Origin of the sequence: Streptomyces sp. NPDC004284 (assembly GCF_042874035.1) — a bacterium.
Taxonomy (GTDB): Bacteria; Actinomycetota; Actinomycetes; order Streptomycetales; family Streptomycetaceae; genus Streptomyces.
In genome coordinates this window covers 1-18,238 of record NZ_JBIAMJ010000016.1, presented here as the reverse complement: position 1 = coordinate 18,238, position 18,238 = coordinate 1, and the positions used below count along the sequence as shown (strand labels likewise).

The following is an 18,238-nucleotide window of genomic DNA, read 5'->3' as shown; positions in this document are numbered from 1 at the left end:
CCCTTCGTGCTGCCCGCGGCACCGCACGGTGCGTCACCGTCCGATCACGTCTGGTATCCGGCCACCCGGGTGCAGCAAGGCATGTGGGTCCTGGACCGGGACGAGCTGCTGCGTCCCACCCAACTGGTCCCCACGGTCGTCGAGTTCACCGGCCCCGTGGACCACCGGGCCCTCCTGTCGGCGGTCGGACGGGCCCTCTCCCGGCACCCCTCGCTCCGGGCCCGCTTCCGGCTCGACGTCAGACGCCGCCAGGTCGAGTACCGCACCGACGGTCCGCCGGCCGAGCCCGGCTTCCTCGACGCCGAGGCCGAGGGCTGGACCGAGGAGGAGGTCGACAACCTGGTGCGGGCCCTGAGCGCCGCGCCCTTCGACCTCGCCCAGGACGCACCCGCCCGTGCCGAGGTCATCCGCATGGGAGCCGAGCGCACCCTGCTCGCGCTCAACGTGCACCACATCGTCTTCGACGGGGTGTCCCGCGGCATGCTCCTGGAGGACATCCAGATCCTCTACCGGGCCGCCGCAGCCGGGGTCGAGCCGCGGTTGAGCGCGCCGCCGCACCCCGCCTCCGTCGTCGCCGAGCGCGCCCCGGAGGAGATCGCCGAGCAGGTCGCCGAAGTCGTCGACCGGCTGCGCGGCGCACCCGCCGAGGTCCTGCTGCCCCTTCCCCGCACCCCCCTCGACGGGTCCGCGGAATCGCTGCTCGGAGCCTCCCTCGCCACCTCCCTCGACCCCGGCACCACGGCGCGGGTCATGGCGGTGGCGGCCCAGGAGGGCTGCACCCCCTTCATGGTCGGTGTCGCGCTCCTGGCCGCCACCCTCGCCCGCACCGGGCCCCAGCGCGACTTCCTCATCGCCTTCGCCTGGCCGGGGCGTGACGATCCCGACACCGCCGACGTGATCGGGATGTTCATGACCACCGTCGTGCTCCGGGTCACCCTCGGGCCCGAGGACACCTGGCACGACCTGCTCGGCGACGTACGCGTCAGCGGCATGGAGGCGTTCGTCGACAGCGACGTCCCCCTGGACGCGGTGTCCGCCGCCCTCAACCCCGACCGGAACGCCCTGTGGCCGCCGCTGTCGCCGGTCCTGGTCAACCTCGACGAGGCGCCCCGGTCCGTGGACCTCACCCCCGGCACCACCGGGAGGCTGCGTCCGCTCGACCCGATGTTCGTCAAGTACGACCTGGCCGTGTTCGTCCGCCTGGAGGACACGCCCGACGGACGACGGCTCGCCCTGTCCCTGGACTACCCGGTCAACGTGTTCGACACCGGCGACGTCCAGGACTTCCTCAACGCTCTGCGGCACAGCGCCGCGGACCTCGCCACCTTCCCGGAGAATCCCGTGCTCGAAGAGTCCGTACGCCCCACCGCCACCGCCGTCGACCTGGACGACCCGGCCGCCCGCCTCGAACTCGTCCGCTCCATCTGGCGCGAGATCCTGGGCGCCGACGACATCGCCGACGACATCAGCTTCTTCGAGTCCGGCGGCGACTCGCTGCTCCTCGTCCTCCTCGTCGAGCGCCTCGGCCAGGCCTCCGGCCGCGAGGTCCGCACCATGGACCTGTTCCGCTCGCCCACCGTCAGCGGCCAGGCCGACCTCATCGCCGCCGCGGCCGAGCCGGCCGCCGCCCCCGCCGCCGCCGCCGGGGACCGGGCCGCGCTCCTCGCCGCCGCCCGCACCCAGGGCGGAGCCGCCCGATGACGGCCCGCTCACTGGCCGCCGAGATCCTGGACGTCCCGGACGGCCCCGACGCCTTCGGCGACGAGAGCTTCATCTCCCTCGGCGGCGACTCGCTGCGCGCCATGCGCCTCGCCGCCGTCCTCCAGGAGGAGCTCGGACTGCGCGTGGCGCTCATGGAACTGCTCGGCGACGCCCCGCTCGCCCAGGTCCTCGACGGCGCCACGCCCGTCGCCGCCACCGGGCCCGACGCCCGCGCCGACGACCGGGAGGAGCAGGCCGACCAGCCGCTCACCCCCGCCCAGCGCGGCATGTGGCTGATCGAGCGGGTCGCCGGCGGCTCCCCGTACAACCTCGTCTTCCGCTGCTTCACCGACGGCGGCCGGCTCGACCGCGACGTGCTCGCCAAGGCCGTCGCCGCCACCGTCGCCCGCCACGAGGGACTGCGGACCGTCTTCCGCGAGAGCGACGACGACGTGGTCCAGGAGATCCTGCCCGCCCACGTACCCGAACTGATCGAGCACACCTACGTGGGCCCGGCCGAGGCCTTCGAGAACGAGGTCCGCAGCCAGGGGGCCGCCCTCGGCCGCGAGCCCTTCGACCTGGCCGCCGCCCCCGCCTACCGGTTCGGGTACTGGACCCCCGCCGACGCCTCCGACGAGCGCAGCGCCCTCGTCCTCGCCGCGCACCACATGGTCCTCGACGGCCACGCCGTCGGCCAGTTGCTCCGGGAGCTCCTGGAGACGTACACCGAACTCGGCACCGCGGCCGGCCGGGCCGTCCCCCGCGACCTCGGCACCCCCCTCGCGGCCCTGCGCCGCCACCAGGAGGAGGCCAGGGCGCGGGGCGCCTGGGACGAGCAGACCGCGCTCTGGCGCGACCGCCTCGACGGGGTGCCGTCCGTCCTCGAACTCCCCGCCGACCGGCAGCGCCCGGCCGTCCAGGACGGCGCCGGCGACCGCCTCGGCCTCGACCTCGGCCCCGCCGTCACCGAGCGGGTCGCCGCCCGGGCCCGCGCCCTCGGCATCACCCCGTACGCCTTCCTGCTCGGCGCCTTCGGCCTCACGCTGGCCCGCCGCACCGGAGTCCGCAGCCTCCTGGTGGGCGTCCCCCTGCTCGGCCGCGGCAGCTCCGAGCTGAACCGTCTCGTCGCCGTCGCGGGCAACCTCGTGCCCGTACGCGTCGACGTGGACGACGACCTCGACGCCGCCGCCTTCCTGCGCGGGGTCCACCGCTCGCTCGCCGCCGCCATCGACGCCGGCGACCTGCCCTTCGAGGAGCTCGTCGCCCGCCTCGGCGTCGAGCGCAGCCTCGGCTGCCACCCGCTCGTCCAGGTCTGCTTCGGCATGCACGACCAGCTCGTGCCGCGCGAACTGACCGCCGGACCGCTGCGCGTCCGCGTCGAGGAAGGCCACGGCGGCGGCTCCCAGTTCGACCTGACCATGCTCATCGGCCACGCCGACCCCTCGTACGCCGGTCACCTGGAGTACGCCACGAGCGTCTGGCACCAGGCGGAGGCGGAGGCGTTCGTCGCCGACTTCCGCACGGCGGTCGGGCAGCTCGCCGACGCCCCCGACGCCCGCCTCGAAGACGTCCGCGGCATCTCCGCCGAGGGCCGCGCGCTGCTCGACGAGATCAACGCGAGCGGCCGGGACTTCCCCGTCACCTCGCTCGACGCCCTCTTCCGCGAGGTGGCCGCGCAGGCGCCCGACGCCGTCGCCGTCCGCGACGCCGAGCACACCCTGACGTACGGCCGGCTGGTCGAGGCCGCCGCCGAACAGGCCCGCCTGCTGCTCGCCGCCGGCGTACGGCCGGGCGACCGGGTCCTGGTGGGCGTGGAGCGCTCGGTGGCCGAGGCCGTCGCCGTCCTCGGCGTCGCCTGGGCGGGCGCCGCGTACGTCGGCATCGACCCGGCGCTGCCCGACGGGCACGTCGCCAAGATCCTGGACAAGGCCCGGCCCACCGCCGCCCTCACCGGCCCCGTCACCGGCCCGGTCGCCGAACGCTTCGCCGGCCTCGGGGTGCCCGCCGTCGCGACCTGGGAGCCCGCCTGGCGGCCCGGCCCGGCCGACGCCGTGCCCACCCCGCCCGCCGACCCGGCGCGCCTGGCGTACGTCGCCTTCACCTCGGGCTCCACCGGGCAGCCCAAGGGGGTGTGCGTCCCGCACCGGGCCGTCATCCGCCTGGTCCACGAGGCCGGTTACGTCCGCCTCGGCGCGGGCGAGCGGATGCTGCGGCTCTCCCCGCTGTCCTTCGACGCCTCCACCCTCGAACTGTGGGGCGCCCTGCTCACCGGCGCCGTCCTGGAGGTGCACCCGCCCGGCCTCGCCTCGCCGACCGAGCTGGGCGCCTTCCTGCAGGAGCGCGGGGTCACCGTCGCCTGGCTGACCGCCGGACTCTTCCGGCTGGTCGAGGAGTTCGCGCCGGAGTCCCTCGGCGGCCTGCGCCAGCTGCTGACCGGCGGCGACGTGGTGCCCCACGAGCACACCGCCCGCCTCCTCGCCCGGCACCCCGGCATCGTGGTCACCAACGGATACGGCCCGACCGAGAACACCACCTTCACCACCACCCACTCGGTGGCGCGCCCCGAGGACGTGGACGGACCCCTGCCCATCGGCCGCCCCGTGCCCGGCACCCGCGTCCACGTCCTCGACGCCCGTCGCCGTCAGCTCCCGCCCGGCGCGGTCGGCGAGCTCTACACCGGCGGTGACGGCCTGGCCGACGGATACCTCGGCGACGAGGCGGAGACGGCCCGGGTGTTCGGGCACCTCTCCCCCGACGTGCCCGAGCGCCTCTACCGCACCGGCGACCTGGTCAGGGTCGACACCAGCGGCCGCCTCCGCTTCCTCGGCCGCGCCGACGACCAGGTCAAGCTGCGCGGCTACCGGATCGAGCTGAGCGCCATCAGCGACGTGCTCACCGGGCACCCCGGGGTGCAGGACGCCGTGGTGGTCGTGACCGACGGCGACGGCGCCGACAAGCGCCTCGTGGCCGCCGTCGTCCTCGCGCCGGGCGCGTCCGTCGACGCGGTCGCGCTGCGCGAACTGCTCACCGAGACGCTGCCGTCCTACATGGTGCCGAACCTGTGGGCCGTGGTGGACCGGCTGCCGGTGACCGCCAACGGCAAGGTGGACCGGCGGGCGCTCGTCGCCGCCGCCGGGCCCGCCAAGCGGTCCGCCGGCACGCCCGCGCCGGCCGTCGAGGAGCCCGCGGCCGCTCCGGCTCCGGCCGGGGTGGACCTGGAGCGCATCGCCGGGCTGTTCGCCGCCGTCATCGAGGGCGAGCCCGTCACCGGAGTCACCGAGGACACCGACTTCTTCGTGATCGGCGGCAACTCCCTCGGCGCCGTACGCCTCATGCGCAAGGTCAAGCAGGAGATGGGCGCGACCGTACGGCTGCGGGACTTCCTGCTGGCGCCCACGCCCGCCGGGCTGAGCGCGCTCATCGAGAAGGCCGCGGAGCGATGACCTCTGCCACGGCACCGGTCCCGCCGCCGTCCCTCGCGGACGGCGTGCGGGCCCCGGAGTGGGACGACGGACTGGACTGCTGGGTCGTGGCCGACCCGGCCCTGGCCCTGAAGGTCCTCAACCACCCCGGCTTCGCCTCCGGGACCTTCGAGCGCTCCTTCCAGCTCTACATGACGGACGCGGCCCGCGCCGAGTACCGGGAGCTCACCGAGTTCCTGCGGCTGTGGTTCGTCCAGGCCGACGCCCCCGAGCACACGGCCCTGCGGCGCCCGGTGCAGCGCATGTTCTCCGCCTCGTACGTACGGTCGCTCGCTCCGCGCGTCGAGGAGATCACCGACGAGTGCCTCGGCGCGCTCGCCGCCGGGGCCGCTCCGCAGGACGTCATGCCGGCCGTCGCCGAGGGCATCTCCGGCCGGGTCATGGCCCACGTCGTCGGGATCGACGTGCCTCCGCCCGTGCTGCACGAGTGGTCGCGGACCCTGTCGCTGTTCATCGGCGCCATGTACCGCCGCGACTACGCGCAGGCCGCCCACCGGGTCATGGTGGAGATGTCCGAGGCGCTCGTCGGGGCCCGGGCCCTGGACGGCTTCCCCACCGACACCCCGGAGGACCGGGCGCGGACCACCGCCACCTGGGCCATGTGCCTGTTCGGCGGCCTGGAGACCACCGCCTCGCTGCTCGGCTCCACGGTCCTGACCGCGCTCGGCGACCGGGCGCTGTGGGAGACCGTCGTCCGCGACGAACCGGGCGCGGTGACCGGCCTCGTGGAGGCGGTGCTGGTCGGCCGGCCGCCGCTGCGGCACCTCGCCCGGGTCGCCGCGTACGACCAGGAGTTCGCGGGGGCGCGGCTGCGTCAGGGGGACCTGGTCCTGGTGAGCCTGACCGGCCAGGGGCCGCTGGACGAGGCCGCCCAGGACCCCGGGGCGCCGGCGGCCTGCCCGGTCACCGGTGCCGCTCCGGCGGCCGGGGACCGGAACCTCGTCTTCGGCCACGGGCCGCACTACTGCGTGGGCGCTCCGCTGGCCCGGCTGGAGGCGGCGATCCTGCTGCGCCGGCTGGCGGCGCGCTTCCCGCACGCCCGGCTGTCCGACGAGGCCGCGGTGTGGGGTCCCAACCTCAGCTACGTCGGCCTCGACCACCTGTACGTCGAACTGGGCGGAGAAGTCTGATATGTCCACCACTCTCGCCGGAGGCACTCCGGTGTCTCCCGACGACGGCGCCGTCGCCGTCGTCGGCATGGCCTGCCGGCTGCCCGGCGCGCGTGACGTCCGCGCCTTCCGGGCGATGCTGCGGGCCGGCCGGGACGGCATCAGCCGGCCCGGCCGCGAGGAGCTGCTCCGGTCCGGGGTGGACCCCGCCTACGCGGGCCGGGAGAACTTCGTGCCGGCCATGGGCGTCATCGAGGACTCCCGCCGCTTCGACTGGTCCTTCTTCCGGTACAGCCGGGCGGAGGCGGCGGCGATGGACCCGCAGCAGCGGGTCTTCCTGGAGTGCGCGGCCACGGCCGTCGACGACGCCGGCCTCGACCCCGTACGGTTCCCGGGCCGGATCGGCGTCTACGCGGGCGCCGACCGCTCGGGGCCGGGCCGCGCCGACGACGGGCTGGGCGAACTGGCCCGGCACATCGGGCGGGAGAAGGACTTCGTCGCCACCCGCGTCGCCTACAAGCTCGGCCTGCGGGGGCCCGCCCTCACCGTGCAGACCGCCTGCTCCACCTCGCTCACCGCCGTCCACCTCGCGGTGCGGGCGCTGGCGGGCGGCGAGTGCGACGCGGCCCTCGCGGGCGGCGTCACCGTGATGCCGGACGGCGAGTGGGGCTACCTCTTCGAACCCGGCGGGATCCTCGCGCCGGACGGGCACTGCCGCCCGTTCGACGTCCGGTCCGCGGGTACGGTGCCCAGCGAGGGCGTCGGCGTGGTCGTGCTCAAGCGGCTCGCCGACGCCGTGCGCGACGGCGACCGGATCGCCGCCGTCATCGCGGGCACGGCGGTCAACAACGACGGCGCGGACAAGATGGCGTACACCGCGCCCTCCGCCGCCGGCCAGAGCGAGGTCATCCGCGCGGCCCTGGACGCCGCGGGCCTCTCCCCCACCGCCATCGGGCACGTGGAGGCGCACGGCACCGCCACGCAACTGGGCGACCCCATCGAGATACAGGCGCTCACCGAGGTCTTCGGACCCGCGAGCGGGGAGACCGGCTGGTGCGCCCTCGGCGCCGTCAAGGGCCACGTCGGGCACACCGGCGCGGCCGCCGGCGTCACGGGCCTGATCAAGACGGCGCTCATGCTGGAGCACCGCGAGATCTACCCGACCGCCCACTACACGGCCCCCAACCCCCTGCTCGACCTGGAGCGTTCGCCCTTCCGCGTGACGGAGCGCTTCGAGCCCTGGGAGCTCGGCGCGGGCCAGGAACTGCGGGCCGGCGCGGTCAGCTCGTTCGGCGTGGGCGGCACCAACGCCCACGCGGTCCTGACCGAACCCCCGGCCCTCCCGCGCCGCCCCGCCGCCCCCCGGGCCGCCGGGCCGGAGCTGCTGGCCCTGTCGGCGCAGAACACGCGGGCCCTGGCGGGCCTGGGCGAGGCGCTGGCGCGGCACGTCACCACGGTGACGGAGACGCGGGAGACCGTGGCCTCGGACCAGGAACTCGACGCCCCCACGGGTCCGGCCGGGCGCGGAGCCGAGGTCCCGGACCTCGACGCGCCCGCACGGACCACCGGGCACGGAACCGAGGCACCGCACCTCGACGCCCCCGCACGGACCACCGGGCACGCGCCCGGGGCGCCCGGACTCGACGCGGTCGCAAGGACGTTGGCGGGGCGCCGGGTCCACCGGCACCGCCAGGCCGTGGTCGTACGCGACGCGGAACGGGCCGGGGAGGCGCTGCGCGCGGCGGGCGCCGCCGCTGCCGCCGGGCTTCTCGGCGATCCGCGGCGGTTGGGCAAGGTGGCCTTCCTCTTCCCGGGGCAGGGCACGCTCAAGAGCGCCGCGGGCGAGGCCGCGCACCGGCTGCTGCCGGAGTTCCGCGCCGCCTTCGACGAGGTCCGCACGATCGCGTACGAGAAGTGCGGCGTGGACCTCGGCCCGGTGATCGTCCCGGCGCCCGCCGGCCCGGACACGGACGACTGGTACGCCGACACCGTCCACCAGCAGCTCGGCCTCTTCGCGCTGGGCCTCGCCTTCGGGCGCCAGCTGGCCGCGTGGGGCGTCACCCCGCACGCCATGCTCGGCAACAGCATCGGCGAGTACGCCGCCGCGGCCCTCGCCGGGGTGTGGAGCCTGCCGGACGCCGTCGGCCTGGTCCACCGGCGGGCCGTCGAGATGCGCGACGCCTCCCCCGGCCGGATGGCCCTGGTCGAGGCCGCCCCGGACGAGGTCGAGGGCCGGCTGCCCGCGGACGCGGACGTCACCGTCGCGGTGCGCGGCAACGGCTCGGCGGTGCTCTCCGGCCCCGAGGCCGCCATGGACCTCCTCCTCGCGGGGGACGCGCTGGACGGACTGCGCGTCACCCCCGTCCACACCCGGCGGGCCTTCCACTCGCCGGCCATGAACTCGGCAGCCGAGGCGGTGCGGGACCATCTGTCGTCGATGCCCGCCCGCCCGCCACGGCTGCCGTACATCTCCAACACCACCGGCGACTGGGCCGATCCCGAGGCCGCGACCGAACCCGGCTACTGGGCCGCGCACCTGCGCGAGCCGGTCCGGCTCGACACCGGCACCGCCACCCTGCTGGCCGCCGGCTGCACCACGTACCTCGAACTGGGCCCCGGCGGCTCGATGACCGGCTCGCTGCGGACCGCGCCCGGCTGGGACCCCGGCCACCGGACCGTACGGCTCGCCCCCGGCGGGCGGACCGACGCCGAGACCGGGCTCCTCGACGCGATCGGCGCCCTGTGGGAACTCGGCGTCGACGGCGCCCTGGAGACGGTCCTGGAGGCGCGGTACGCCGACCCCGAGGACCGGCCCGCGTCCTGCTCGCTGCCCGCGCACCCGTTCCTGGGTGAGGATCCGTTCCTGGGCGAGGCCCCGCCGAAGGCGCCGGGGAGCGTCCGGCGCCCGGAGACGGCCCCCGGTCGCCCGGACGCCGGACGCCGCCCCCTGCGGGCCGTCCTCGAAGAGGCATGGTGCCAGACCCTCGGCGTCGCCGCCGTGGCCGACGGGGACGACTTCTTCACGCTCGGCGGCGAGTCGCTGCTCGCCCTCGCGCTCACCACCGCCGTCCGCGAACGCGTCGGCGTGAAGATCTCCGTCACCGAGTTCTCCCTGAAGGGCACCTTCGCCGGACTCGTCGAACTCGTCGAGCAGCGGCTGCCCGTCGGGGACGGCCCCGTCCCCGACGCGCCGCCGCCCGGCGTGGCCACCCTGCGGGAGGGCACCGGACGTCCCGTCTTCCTCGTCGCGGACGCCCTCGGCAACGCCCTGCCCTACCGGGAACTGGCCGCGCGCCTCTCCCCCGCGGGCGACCGCCCGGTCCTGGCCCTGGAGCGGCCCGTGCCCCGCGGCGGCGGCATCCGCGCCCTGGCCGCCGCACACGCCCGGACCCTGCTGAGCGTCCAGCCGGAAGGTCCGTACACCCTCGGCGGCTGGTCCTTCGGCGCCGTGGTCGCGCACGAGACCGCGCGGCTGCTCATCCGGCAGGGGCGGACGGTGGACCTGCTGTTCGGCCTCGACGGCTACGTGCCCGACACCCGCCCGCTGCCCGTCGCCGCGGCCCCGGACTTCCTGCTCGGCGGGGTACGGGCGGGCCTCGACACCCTGCTCGGAGTCGGGCCGGCCGCCGGGGCGCTCCGCGCCGACCCGGAGGCGCGCCGCCGGTTCCTCGCCGGCCAGGCCGCCGTGCTGGCCCACCGGCCCGGCCCGGTGACGTGCCCCGCCGTGCTCTTCAAGGCGGAGGCGGACCCGGGCACGGCCGCCCGCCTCGGCCGGCGTCTCGCGGGGCTGCACCCGGCGGGTCTGCGCGTGGTCCCGGTCGCCGGCGACCACTGGTCGATGCTGCGGTCCCCGCACGTCGACGAGCTGGCCTCGCGCCTCGACGAGGCACTCAAGACGGTCCCCCGGGCCGCGGAACACGAAGAGAGGAAGGACTCATGACGGTCTCTCAGACACCGCCCGACAGCATGGCGGACGAGGAGCGGAAGGAAGAGGAGCGGCCGAAGCCGCAGAAGCAGGCGGAGAAGCCCGAACAGGCGGAGAAGCCGGAGACGGCGGAGAAGCCCGAACAGGCGGAGCAGGCCGAGAAGCCGGAGACGGCGGAGAAGCCGCTTCTGAAGAACCTCGACTTCCAGGCGCTGTGGACCAGCGAGGCGTTCGCCGCGCTCGCGAAGGAGACCGCGGAGGTCGCGTACCCCCTGCTCATCCTGTCGTCCACCGGCTCCGCCTTCTACGCCGGCGCGGTCGGATCGGCCCAGCTCATCACCGCCAGTCTGCTCTCCATCCCCGGCGGCACGCTCGCCGACCGGATGGACCGCCGACTGCTGATGATCATCTGCAATGTGGTCCGGGTCGTCCTGCTCGGCCTCTTCGGCGCGCTGATCCTCGCCGGCCAGACCCACCCCGCCCTCATCTTCACCGTCGCCGTGGGCTCGGCCGCCTGTCTCGGCATCTCCAACCCGACCGGTCTCGCCGCGATCAAGCAGCTCGTCCCGCCGTCCCAGCTCACCCAGGCCACCGCCCAGAACCAGATCCGCTACTTCGCCGCGACCATGGGCGGCCCGCCCGTCGGCGGCACCCTCTTCGGCGTGGCGCGCGCCTTCCCGTTCCTGAGCGCGGCCGTCGGCTTCCTCGTCTCCACGGTCCTGCTGCTGTTCATCCGCAAGCCGATGAAGGTGGAGCAGCTCGCCCCCGGGGAGAAGCGCAACACGGCCGAGGGCTTCCGGATCCTGGCGCGCCAGCCGGTCCTGCGGCTGCTGATCGTCTGGATCATGGGCTCCAACATGGCGTTCACCCACTCCGGCGTCTTCCTCGCGCTCATCGCCACCGCCGAGAGCCGGGGCGCCTCCGCGGGCTTCACGGGCATGCTGCTGTCCATCGCCGGCGTCGGCGGTCTGGTCGGCTCGCTCATCGCGGGCCCGGTCATCAAGAGGTTCGCGCCGTCCACGCTCTTCCTGACCGCCGCGTGGATCGGCCCGGTGGCCGCCGTGCTGCTCGCCAACGTCTCCGGGCTCGTCCCGCTCGGCATCATCGTCGCCTGCGTGTTCCTGCGCGGCCCCATCACCAGCGCCCTGTTCCTCGCCTATCTCGCGGCGATGGTCCCGGACAAGGCGCAGGGCCGGGTCCTCGGCGCCGTGATGTTCATGTCGATGATCGCCGCCCCCGTCGGCGTGTTCGCCATCGGCACCATCTTCGACCAGGCCGGCCCGGTCTGGGTGTTCACCGTCATGGCCGTCGTCTCGGGACTGGCCGCCCTGCCCACCCTCAGCCCGCGCATCCGCAACCTCGCGCCCCCGGAGACGTACGCGGACACCGTGTCCGTCGACACGAAGGCCGCCGACACGAAGCCCGCCGACACCACGCCCTCCGACAAGGCGCCTTCCGACACGAAGCCTTCCGACACGGCGTCCGCGGACGACGAAGGAGAGACCCGATGACCACCGAACTGCCCCGCACCGCCGAGCAGCTTCCCCCCGAGTTCTTCACCGCCCCCGAGGGCAACGACCTCCACGCCGGCAACGCCGAGCTGCGTGCCACCGGTTGCCCCGTCCACGCCATCAACTACCCGGTGGGAGGCGAGGGTTACGTGGTCTCCGACTACGCGACCACCCTCAAGGCGTTCAGCGACCCGCGGCTGTCCAAGAAGGTCGACAACGCCCCCGCCTGGTTCCGCGACCTCGTCAAGGACTCCAGCCCGGTCCTGGTGCGCAACATGCTGACCGCCGACCCGCCGGAGCACACCCGGCTGCGCAAGCTCGTCAGCCGCGCCTTCGTGCCGCGCCGGATGGAGGTGCTGCGCCCGCGCATCCAGGAGATCACCGACGAGCTCATCGACGCCTTCCCGGAGCACGGAGAGGTGAACCTGACGGAGTTCGCCTTCTCGCTGCCGATGCGCGTCATCTGCGAGTTCCTCGGCGTCCCGGTCGAGGACCGGCCGCAGCTCCACACCTGGGGCAACTGGCTCAGCGGCGCCCCGTACCCCGACGCCGAGTCCAACGAGAAGCTCAAGGACGCCAGCGAGAACATCGAGCGCTACCTGACCGACCTGCTCGCCGACCGGCGCGCGGACCTCGGCGAGGACCTGGTCAGCATCCTGGTGCGGGCCGCCGACGAGGAGGGCCGCTTCACCAACGACGAGCTGATCTCCACCCTCGTCCTGCTGATCATCGCCGGGCACAAGACCACCGCCAACCTCATAGGCAACGGCGTCCACGCCCTGCTCACCCACCCCGACCAGCTGGAGCTCCTGCGCAGCCGGCCGGAGCTGGCCGAGTCCGCCATCGAGGAGTTCCTGCGCTTCGAGTCCCCGGTCTACCGCGGCACCCTCCGCGTCGCCGCCGAGGACATGGAGCTCGGCGGCTGCCCCATCCCCAAGGAGAGCTTCGTCCACCTGCTGATGGGCTCCGCCAACCGGGACCCCGAGGCCTTCGAGAACCCCGACGAGCTGGACATCACCCGCACCGCCAACCGCCATCTCGCCTTCGGACAGGGCCCGCACTTCTGCGTCGGCGCGCCGCTCTCCCGGGTCGAGGGCCAGATCGCCTTCACGACCCTGCTGCGCCGCCTGCCGGGCCTGCGCCTGGCCGTGCCCGCCGAGGAGATCGAGTGGCTCTTCGACAACTCCACCAGCCGCGGCCTGGTGAAGCTGCCCGTCACCTACGACGTCCGCCTCGCCGCCGACGCCCCCGAGGGGAACTGACATGACCGACCGCACCACCCTCGTCTGCCTGCCCTTCGCGGGTGCCGGCGCCTCCTTCTACCGGCCCTGGCAGCGCGTCGCCGAACCCCTCGGCCTCGACGTCCTGCCGCTCCAGCTGCCGGGCCGGGAGCGCCTCATCGACGAGGAGCCCTACCGGGACGCGTCCACCGCCGCCGACGGGCTGCTCGCCGACCTGCTCGCGACGCTCGGCGACACCGCGCCCGGCGACACCCCGGGGACGCACCGCGTCGCCCTGTTCGGCCACAGCCTCGGCGCGGTCCTCGCGTACGAGCTGGCCCGCCGGCTCGCCGCGACCCCGGGCGTGACGCTCGTACGGCTCTTCGCCAGCGGCTCCCCGCACCCGGCCGAGCCCCGGAACCGGCACGCCACCGGCCTCGACGACGACGCCTTCCTGGCCCGCGTCAGCGAGTTCGCCGGCTACACCGACGAGGCCCTCCAGGACCCCGAGATGCGCGAGCTGATCCTGCCCACGCTCCGCGCCGACGTCGAGATGCACGAGTCGTACCTGCCGGCCGACGACCGGCCCCTCCCGGTCCCCGTGACCAGCCTGCGCGGCAGCGCCGACACCCTCGTCAGCCACGCGGAGGCCGGGGCGTGGGTCCGCACCACGGACGCCGGCTTCCGGGCCGTGGAGCTGGACGGCGGCCACATGTACCTGGCCGAGTCGGCGCCGGAGCTGCTCCGGATCCTCGCCGAGGACCTGGACCGGGTGGCGGAGGAACTGTGCGTCTGACCGGAAAGACCGTCCTGGTCACCGGCGCGGCCCGGGGTCTCGGCCGGGCCACCGCCCTCGCCTGCGCCGCCGAGGGCGCCGACCTCGCGCTCCTGGACCTGTGCGACGACCTCGACGGCGTGCCGTACCCGCTGGGCACCCGCGGCCAGTTGGAGCACACCGCCACGCTGTGCCGCAAGCAGGGCGCCGCCGTGCTCACCGCCGCCTGCGACGTCCGCGACCCGTCCTCGGTGGAGGCCGCCGTGGCCCTCGCCGAGGACCGGTTCGGCCGGATCGACGGCGTCGTCAACAACGCGGGGATCGCGGCCCCTTCGGGCAGGCCGGTGCACGAGATCCGCGAGGACGAGTGGGCGCTGATGATCGACGTCGACCTGTCGGGCGCCTACCGGGTCATCCGTGCGGTCGCCGGCGCGATGAGCGCCCGCCGCTCCGGCTCCGTCGTCAACGTGTCCTCCACCGCCGGACTGGTCGGCTACCGCCACTTCGCCGGCTACGTCGCCGCCAAGCACGGCCTGATCGGACTGACGAAGGCCGCGGCCCTCGACTACGCGCCCACCAAGGTGCGGGTCAACGCCGTGTGCCCCGGATCGGTACGGGACGACTCCACCGCCGAGGGCCGGATGCTCGCCGAGATCGCCCGCGCCCTGGAGGTCCAGGTGGGCGAGCACGAGCAGACGTTCACCGAGGCGCAGCCCATGAACGCCCTGATCGAGCCCGAGGACGTGGCCGCCGCCGTGGTCTACCTCCTCTCGGACGACGCCCGGCAGGTGACCGGATCCGTGCTGACCGTGGACGGCGGGTTCACCGCGCGCTGAGACGGCGCGGACCGGCACATGGCCGGCAGATGTGACGTGTGTGAGAGAGAAGGAGGACGCCCCATGGAGGGTGAGCAGTGCCATGCCGTACGGGTCCGGCTGAGCGGTTCGGTGGGCGACGCCGAGCTGACCGCCCGTCTGGGCGCGGCGGGCCCGTGGCGGCTGTGGGTGGAGGAGGTCGCGGCCGGCTCCGACGAGCCGGAGGCCCGTCGCCGGCGGAACGCCGAGCTGAACCGGCCGACGGCCGCCGTACGGTGCGTCCTGCTGCGCTACCGCGACGGTCTCGCGGACCTGGTCCTGGTCGCCGACCGCGCCATGCTCGACCGGACCGGTCTCGACGCTCTGGCGGGGGCCCTGGTCACGGGGGCGGATCCCGGCCCCCTGTCCGGCTCGTCCGTCCGCGCACCCGCCGCGGCCCCGGCCCCGGACTGGGGCGGCGGGACCCGCTCCGCCACCACCTGGGAGACCCTCTCCCACGACCTGCCCGACGACCTGCCGGGCACGGCGGACCCGGCCGTCCTGCTCGCCGCCCTCGCCCTGACCATGCACCGCTACGAGGGACACGGCGCCACCGGTGACATCACCGTCGCCGGCGACCGGCGCGGCGCCCTCGCCTACGCGATCCCCGGCGACACCCCGCTCGCCGCGCTGCGCACCGCCGTACCGGTGCCGTCGGAGCGCCCGGTGACCGCGGGCCTGATCGAGCCCGCGGGCCCGGTCGCGAACCCGGGGAAGTACGCGGAGGAGTACCTGCCCTGCCTCGCGCCGCCGTTCCCGCTGACCCTCGCCGTGCTGCCGCGCGCGGCGGCGGGCGGGGAGCGGGCCGGGACCGGAAGCAGGCTCTGGGCCTCCTACCGGCGCAGCCACCTCGCTCCCGAGATCGTCGAGGGGCTCCTGCGGCACCTGGCGCACGTGCTGCGCCAGTTCGCCGAGACCCCGGAGATCCCCGCCGACGACGTCGAGCTCCTCGACGCCGCCGAGCGCGAGCGCGTGGCGGCCCTCGGCCGGCCGGAGGGCGCCCTGACCGGCGTACCGGAGCGGCTCGTCGACGGCTTCGCGCGGACGGCCGCCGCCCGCCCGGACGCTCCGGCGGTCGGCGACGGGACCACGTCCCTCACCTACCGCGAGCTCGACCTGCGGGCCGACCGGCTGGCCCGGGGCCTGGTGGCCCGCGGGGTGACCCCGGGCGACCGGGTCGGCATCTGCCTGGAGCGGACCGCCGAACTCGTGGTGGCCATGCTCGGCGTGCTGAAGGCGGGTGCGGCGTACGTGCCCACGGACCCGGCCTACCCGTCCGACCGGCTCGCCCACACGGCACGGGACGCCGGCCTCGACCTGGTGATCACCCGGCTGGCGGAGTACCCCGCAGAGGCGGGCACCCCCGTCACTCCCGACGAGCTCCTCGACTCGGGCGACGCGCCCGGCATCGCCGAACCGGCGGGCGCCGCGGGCCCCGACGACCCGGCGTACGTCATCTACACCTCGGGCTCCACCGGCCGCCCCAAGGGCGTCGTCGTGCCGCACCGCAACGTCGTCGCGCTCATCGACGCGACCCGCGACGAGTACGGCCTCGGCCCGGCCGACGTGTGGACCTTCTTCCACTCCGGGGCGTTCGACTTCTCCGTCTGGGAGATCTGGGGCTGCCTGCTGACCGGAGGACGGCTCGTGGTCGTCCCGTACCTCGTCTCCCGCGAACCCGGGGAGTTCCGCGACCTGCTGGAGCGCGAGCGGGTCACCGTCCTCAGCCAGACGCCCTCCGCCTTCTCCCAGCTCCTGGAGACGGACCACGCCCGGCTCGCCGTGCGGCTGGTCGTCTTCGGCGGCGAGCCGCTGGACGCCCGCATGCTGCTGCGCTGGTTCGACCGGCACCCCGAGGACGAGTGCCGCATGGTCAACATGTTCGGCATCACCGAGACCACCGTGCACGTCACCGCACAGACCCTGACCCGGGAGCTGGCCCTCGCCGGCTCGAAGTCCGTCGGCCCGGCGCTGCCCGGCTGGCACCTGTACGTGGCGGACGCGCGCGGCCGGCTCGTCCCGCCCGGCGTCACCGGAGAGATCCGCGTCGGCGGCGCGGGCGTGGCCCTCGGCTACCTCGGCCAACCCGAGCTCACCGCGGCCCGGTTCACGGCGGACCCGTTCGCGACCGTCCCCGACGGTCGCCAGTACCACAGCGGCGACCTCGGCCGACTGCGCCCCGACGGCACCCTGGAACACCTGGGACGCATCGACAGCCAGGTGAAGATCCGCGGCTTCCGCATCGAGCTCGACGAGATCCGCTCCGTCCTCCTGGAGGACCCGGACGTCCGGGCGGCGGCCGTGGTCGTGCGCCGCGAGGACCCGGACGACCCCGCCACCGCCCGCCTCGACGCCTACGTCGTCCCGGCGGACCTGGACACCGTCGGAGTGCGCAAGCGAGCCGCGACCGTACTGCCCGGCTACATGCTCCCCGCGACCGTCACCGCGCTCGACTCCCTGCCGCTGACCACCAACGGCAAGCTCGACGCCACCCGGCTGCCGGAACCCGCCCGGGCCGCTCCCGCCCCCGCGCCGGCCTCCGGCGGGGAGGAGGGGACCGCCGCGGTGCTCCAGGAGATCTGGTCGACCGTACTGGGCACGCCGGTCGGACTCGACGACGACTTCTTCGAGCTCGGCGGCAACTCCCTCCTCGCGGTGCGGATCAGCGCCGCACTGCGCAACCGCGGGCTGCCGGCCGTACCGCTGCGGGACCTGTTCCGCACGCCCACCATCCGCGAACTCGCCGGGACCGGCGCCGATGCCTGAGCTCGCCTACGCCCCCTCGCCCGCGCGTGCCCCCTTCCAGTACCACGCGCTCGACGACACACCCCCGGAGCCGGGCCCGCCCCTGCGGGGCGAGGACGTGGCCCTGTGGTGGCTGGACACCGACCGGGAGGTCGTGGGCGGCCACCCGGTGGCGGCCGCCCAGGCCCCGCTGAGCACGGCGGAACGCGAGCGCTCCGCCCGGCTCCGCCGCCCCGGCGACCGGCACCGCTACCGGGCCGCGCACATCGGCCTCCGCCTGGTCCTCAGCGGATACACCGGACTCGCACCCGAGTCGGTGGACCTCGTCCGCGAGGACTGCCCCTGCTGCGGCGAACCCCACGGCCGGCCCGCCCTCGCCGGCGGCGGCCCCCACTTCTCGCTCTCGCACAGCGGCGGCCTCGCCCTGATCGCCGTCTCGGGAGTCACGGTGGGCGCCGACGTCGAAGGCGTCCCCCAGCCGGACATCGCCGAAGAACTACTGCCCTCCCTCCACCCCCGCGAGCAGCACGCCCTGCGCGCACTGCCGGACGCGGACCGCCCCAAGGCCCTGGCCCGGGTGTGGACGCGCAAGGAGGCCTACCTGAAGGCGACCGGGGCGGGACTCGCGTACGGAGTCACCGACCCCTATGTCGGAGTGGCCGAAGCACCCGCCGCAGTACGGGACTTCACCTTCCACGACCTGGCCGCCCCCACCCCCTCGTTCGCGGCCGCCGTCGTCCTCGCCACGGCGAGCTGACCCCCCCTCACCTCCCTCATAAGGAGATTCCCTGATGCCGGTCCTCGGCAAAGAGATCCAGAAACTCGACCGGGTGATCATCCGTTTCGCGGGTGACTCCGGTGACGGCATGCAGCTCACGGGTGACCGCTTCACCTCGGAGACGGCGTCCTTCGGGAA

General features: G+C 74.9%; 10 protein-coding genes. All 10 read left to right on the top strand.

The features are described 5' to 3' along the window. The first annotated feature begins 6 nt into the window (after positions 1-6). Positions 7-1,701, top strand: a complete 1,695-nt coding sequence (locus ACFYUS_RS30770) for a condensation domain-containing protein (RefSeq protein ID WP_388859303.1) — start codon at positions 7-9, stop codon at positions 1,699-1,701. After that, positions 1,698-5,144 (top strand): amino acid adenylation domain-containing protein, encoded by a 3,447-nt coding sequence (locus ACFYUS_RS30765; protein WP_388859300.1) that lies wholly within the window; start codon positions 1,698-1,700, stop codon positions 5,142-5,144. Before ACFYUS_RS30770 ends, ACFYUS_RS30765 begins: the two co-directional genes overlap by 4 nt. Then, the gene (locus ACFYUS_RS30760) at positions 5,141-6,313 is read left to right on the top strand and encodes a cytochrome P450 (protein WP_388859296.1); all 1,173 of its coding nucleotides are present in this window, start codon (positions 5,141-5,143) and stop codon (positions 6,311-6,313) included. The genes ACFYUS_RS30765 and ACFYUS_RS30760 overlap by 4 nt, the downstream gene beginning before the upstream one ends. Position 6,314: 1 nt before the next feature. Beyond that, positions 6,315-10,232 carry a type I polyketide synthase gene (locus tag ACFYUS_RS30755; RefSeq protein WP_388859293.1) on the top strand — a complete coding sequence of 1,306 codons (3,918 nt, stop codon included), beginning with the start codon at positions 6,315-6,317 and terminating at the stop codon, positions 10,230-10,232. After that, on the top strand, positions 10,229-11,728 hold the full coding sequence (locus tag ACFYUS_RS30750; protein WP_388859290.1) for an MFS transporter: 1,500 nt from the start codon (positions 10,229-10,231) through the stop codon (positions 11,726-11,728). Before ACFYUS_RS30755 ends, ACFYUS_RS30750 begins: the two co-directional genes overlap by 4 nt. After that, positions 11,725-12,990 (top strand): cytochrome P450, encoded by a 1,266-nt coding sequence (locus tag ACFYUS_RS30745; RefSeq protein ID WP_388859287.1) that lies wholly within the window; start codon positions 11,725-11,727, stop codon positions 12,988-12,990. The genes ACFYUS_RS30750 and ACFYUS_RS30745 overlap by 4 nt, the downstream gene beginning before the upstream one ends. A 1-nt stretch (position 12,991) precedes the next feature. Next, positions 12,992-13,744 (top strand): thioesterase II family protein, encoded by a 753-nt coding sequence (locus ACFYUS_RS30740; RefSeq protein ID WP_388859284.1) that lies wholly within the window; start codon positions 12,992-12,994, stop codon positions 13,742-13,744. After that, positions 13,735-14,559, top strand: coding sequence for an SDR family oxidoreductase (locus ACFYUS_RS30735; protein WP_388859281.1), 825 nt, complete (start codon positions 13,735-13,737; stop codon positions 14,557-14,559). The genes ACFYUS_RS30740 and ACFYUS_RS30735 overlap by 10 nt, the downstream gene beginning before the upstream one ends. Positions 14,560-14,622: 63 nt before the next feature. Next, positions 14,623-17,343, top strand: a complete 2,721-nt coding sequence (locus ACFYUS_RS30730) for an amino acid adenylation domain-containing protein (protein ID WP_388859278.1) — start codon at positions 14,623-14,625, stop codon at positions 17,341-17,343. Next, a complete protein-coding gene (locus tag ACFYUS_RS30725; RefSeq protein ID WP_388859275.1) occupies positions 17,336-18,079 on the top strand; it encodes a 4'-phosphopantetheinyl transferase family protein in 744 nt (247 codons plus the stop codon). The genes ACFYUS_RS30730 and ACFYUS_RS30725 overlap by 8 nt, the downstream gene beginning before the upstream one ends. Positions 18,080-18,238 lie beyond the last annotated feature (159 nt).

Excerpts from the sequence above, each read along its gene's own strand:
- ACFYUS_RS30765 (WP_388859300.1), top strand. The coding sequence starts at position 1,698 with ATGACGGCCCGCTCACTGGCCGCCGAGATCCTGGACGTCCCGGACGGC.
- ACFYUS_RS30760 (WP_388859296.1), top strand. The coding sequence starts at position 5,141 with ATGACCTCTGCCACGGCACCGGTCCCGCCGCCGTCCCTCGCGGACGGC.
- ACFYUS_RS30755 (WP_388859293.1), top strand. The coding sequence starts at position 6,315 with ATGTCCACCACTCTCGCCGGAGGCACTCCGGTGTCTCCCGACGACGGC.
- ACFYUS_RS30750 (WP_388859290.1), top strand. The coding sequence starts at position 10,229 with ATGACGGTCTCTCAGACACCGCCCGACAGCATGGCGGACGAGGAGCGG.
- ACFYUS_RS30745 (WP_388859287.1), top strand. The coding sequence starts at position 11,725 with ATGACCACCGAACTGCCCCGCACCGCCGAGCAGCTTCCCCCCGAGTTC.
- ACFYUS_RS30740 (WP_388859284.1), top strand. The coding sequence starts at position 12,992 with ATGACCGACCGCACCACCCTCGTCTGCCTGCCCTTCGCGGGTGCCGGC.
- ACFYUS_RS30730 (WP_388859278.1), top strand. The coding sequence starts at position 14,623 with ATGGAGGGTGAGCAGTGCCATGCCGTACGGGTCCGGCTGAGCGGTTCG.
- ACFYUS_RS30725 (WP_388859275.1), top strand. The coding sequence starts at position 17,336 with ATGCCTGAGCTCGCCTACGCCCCCTCGCCCGCGCGTGCCCCCTTCCAG.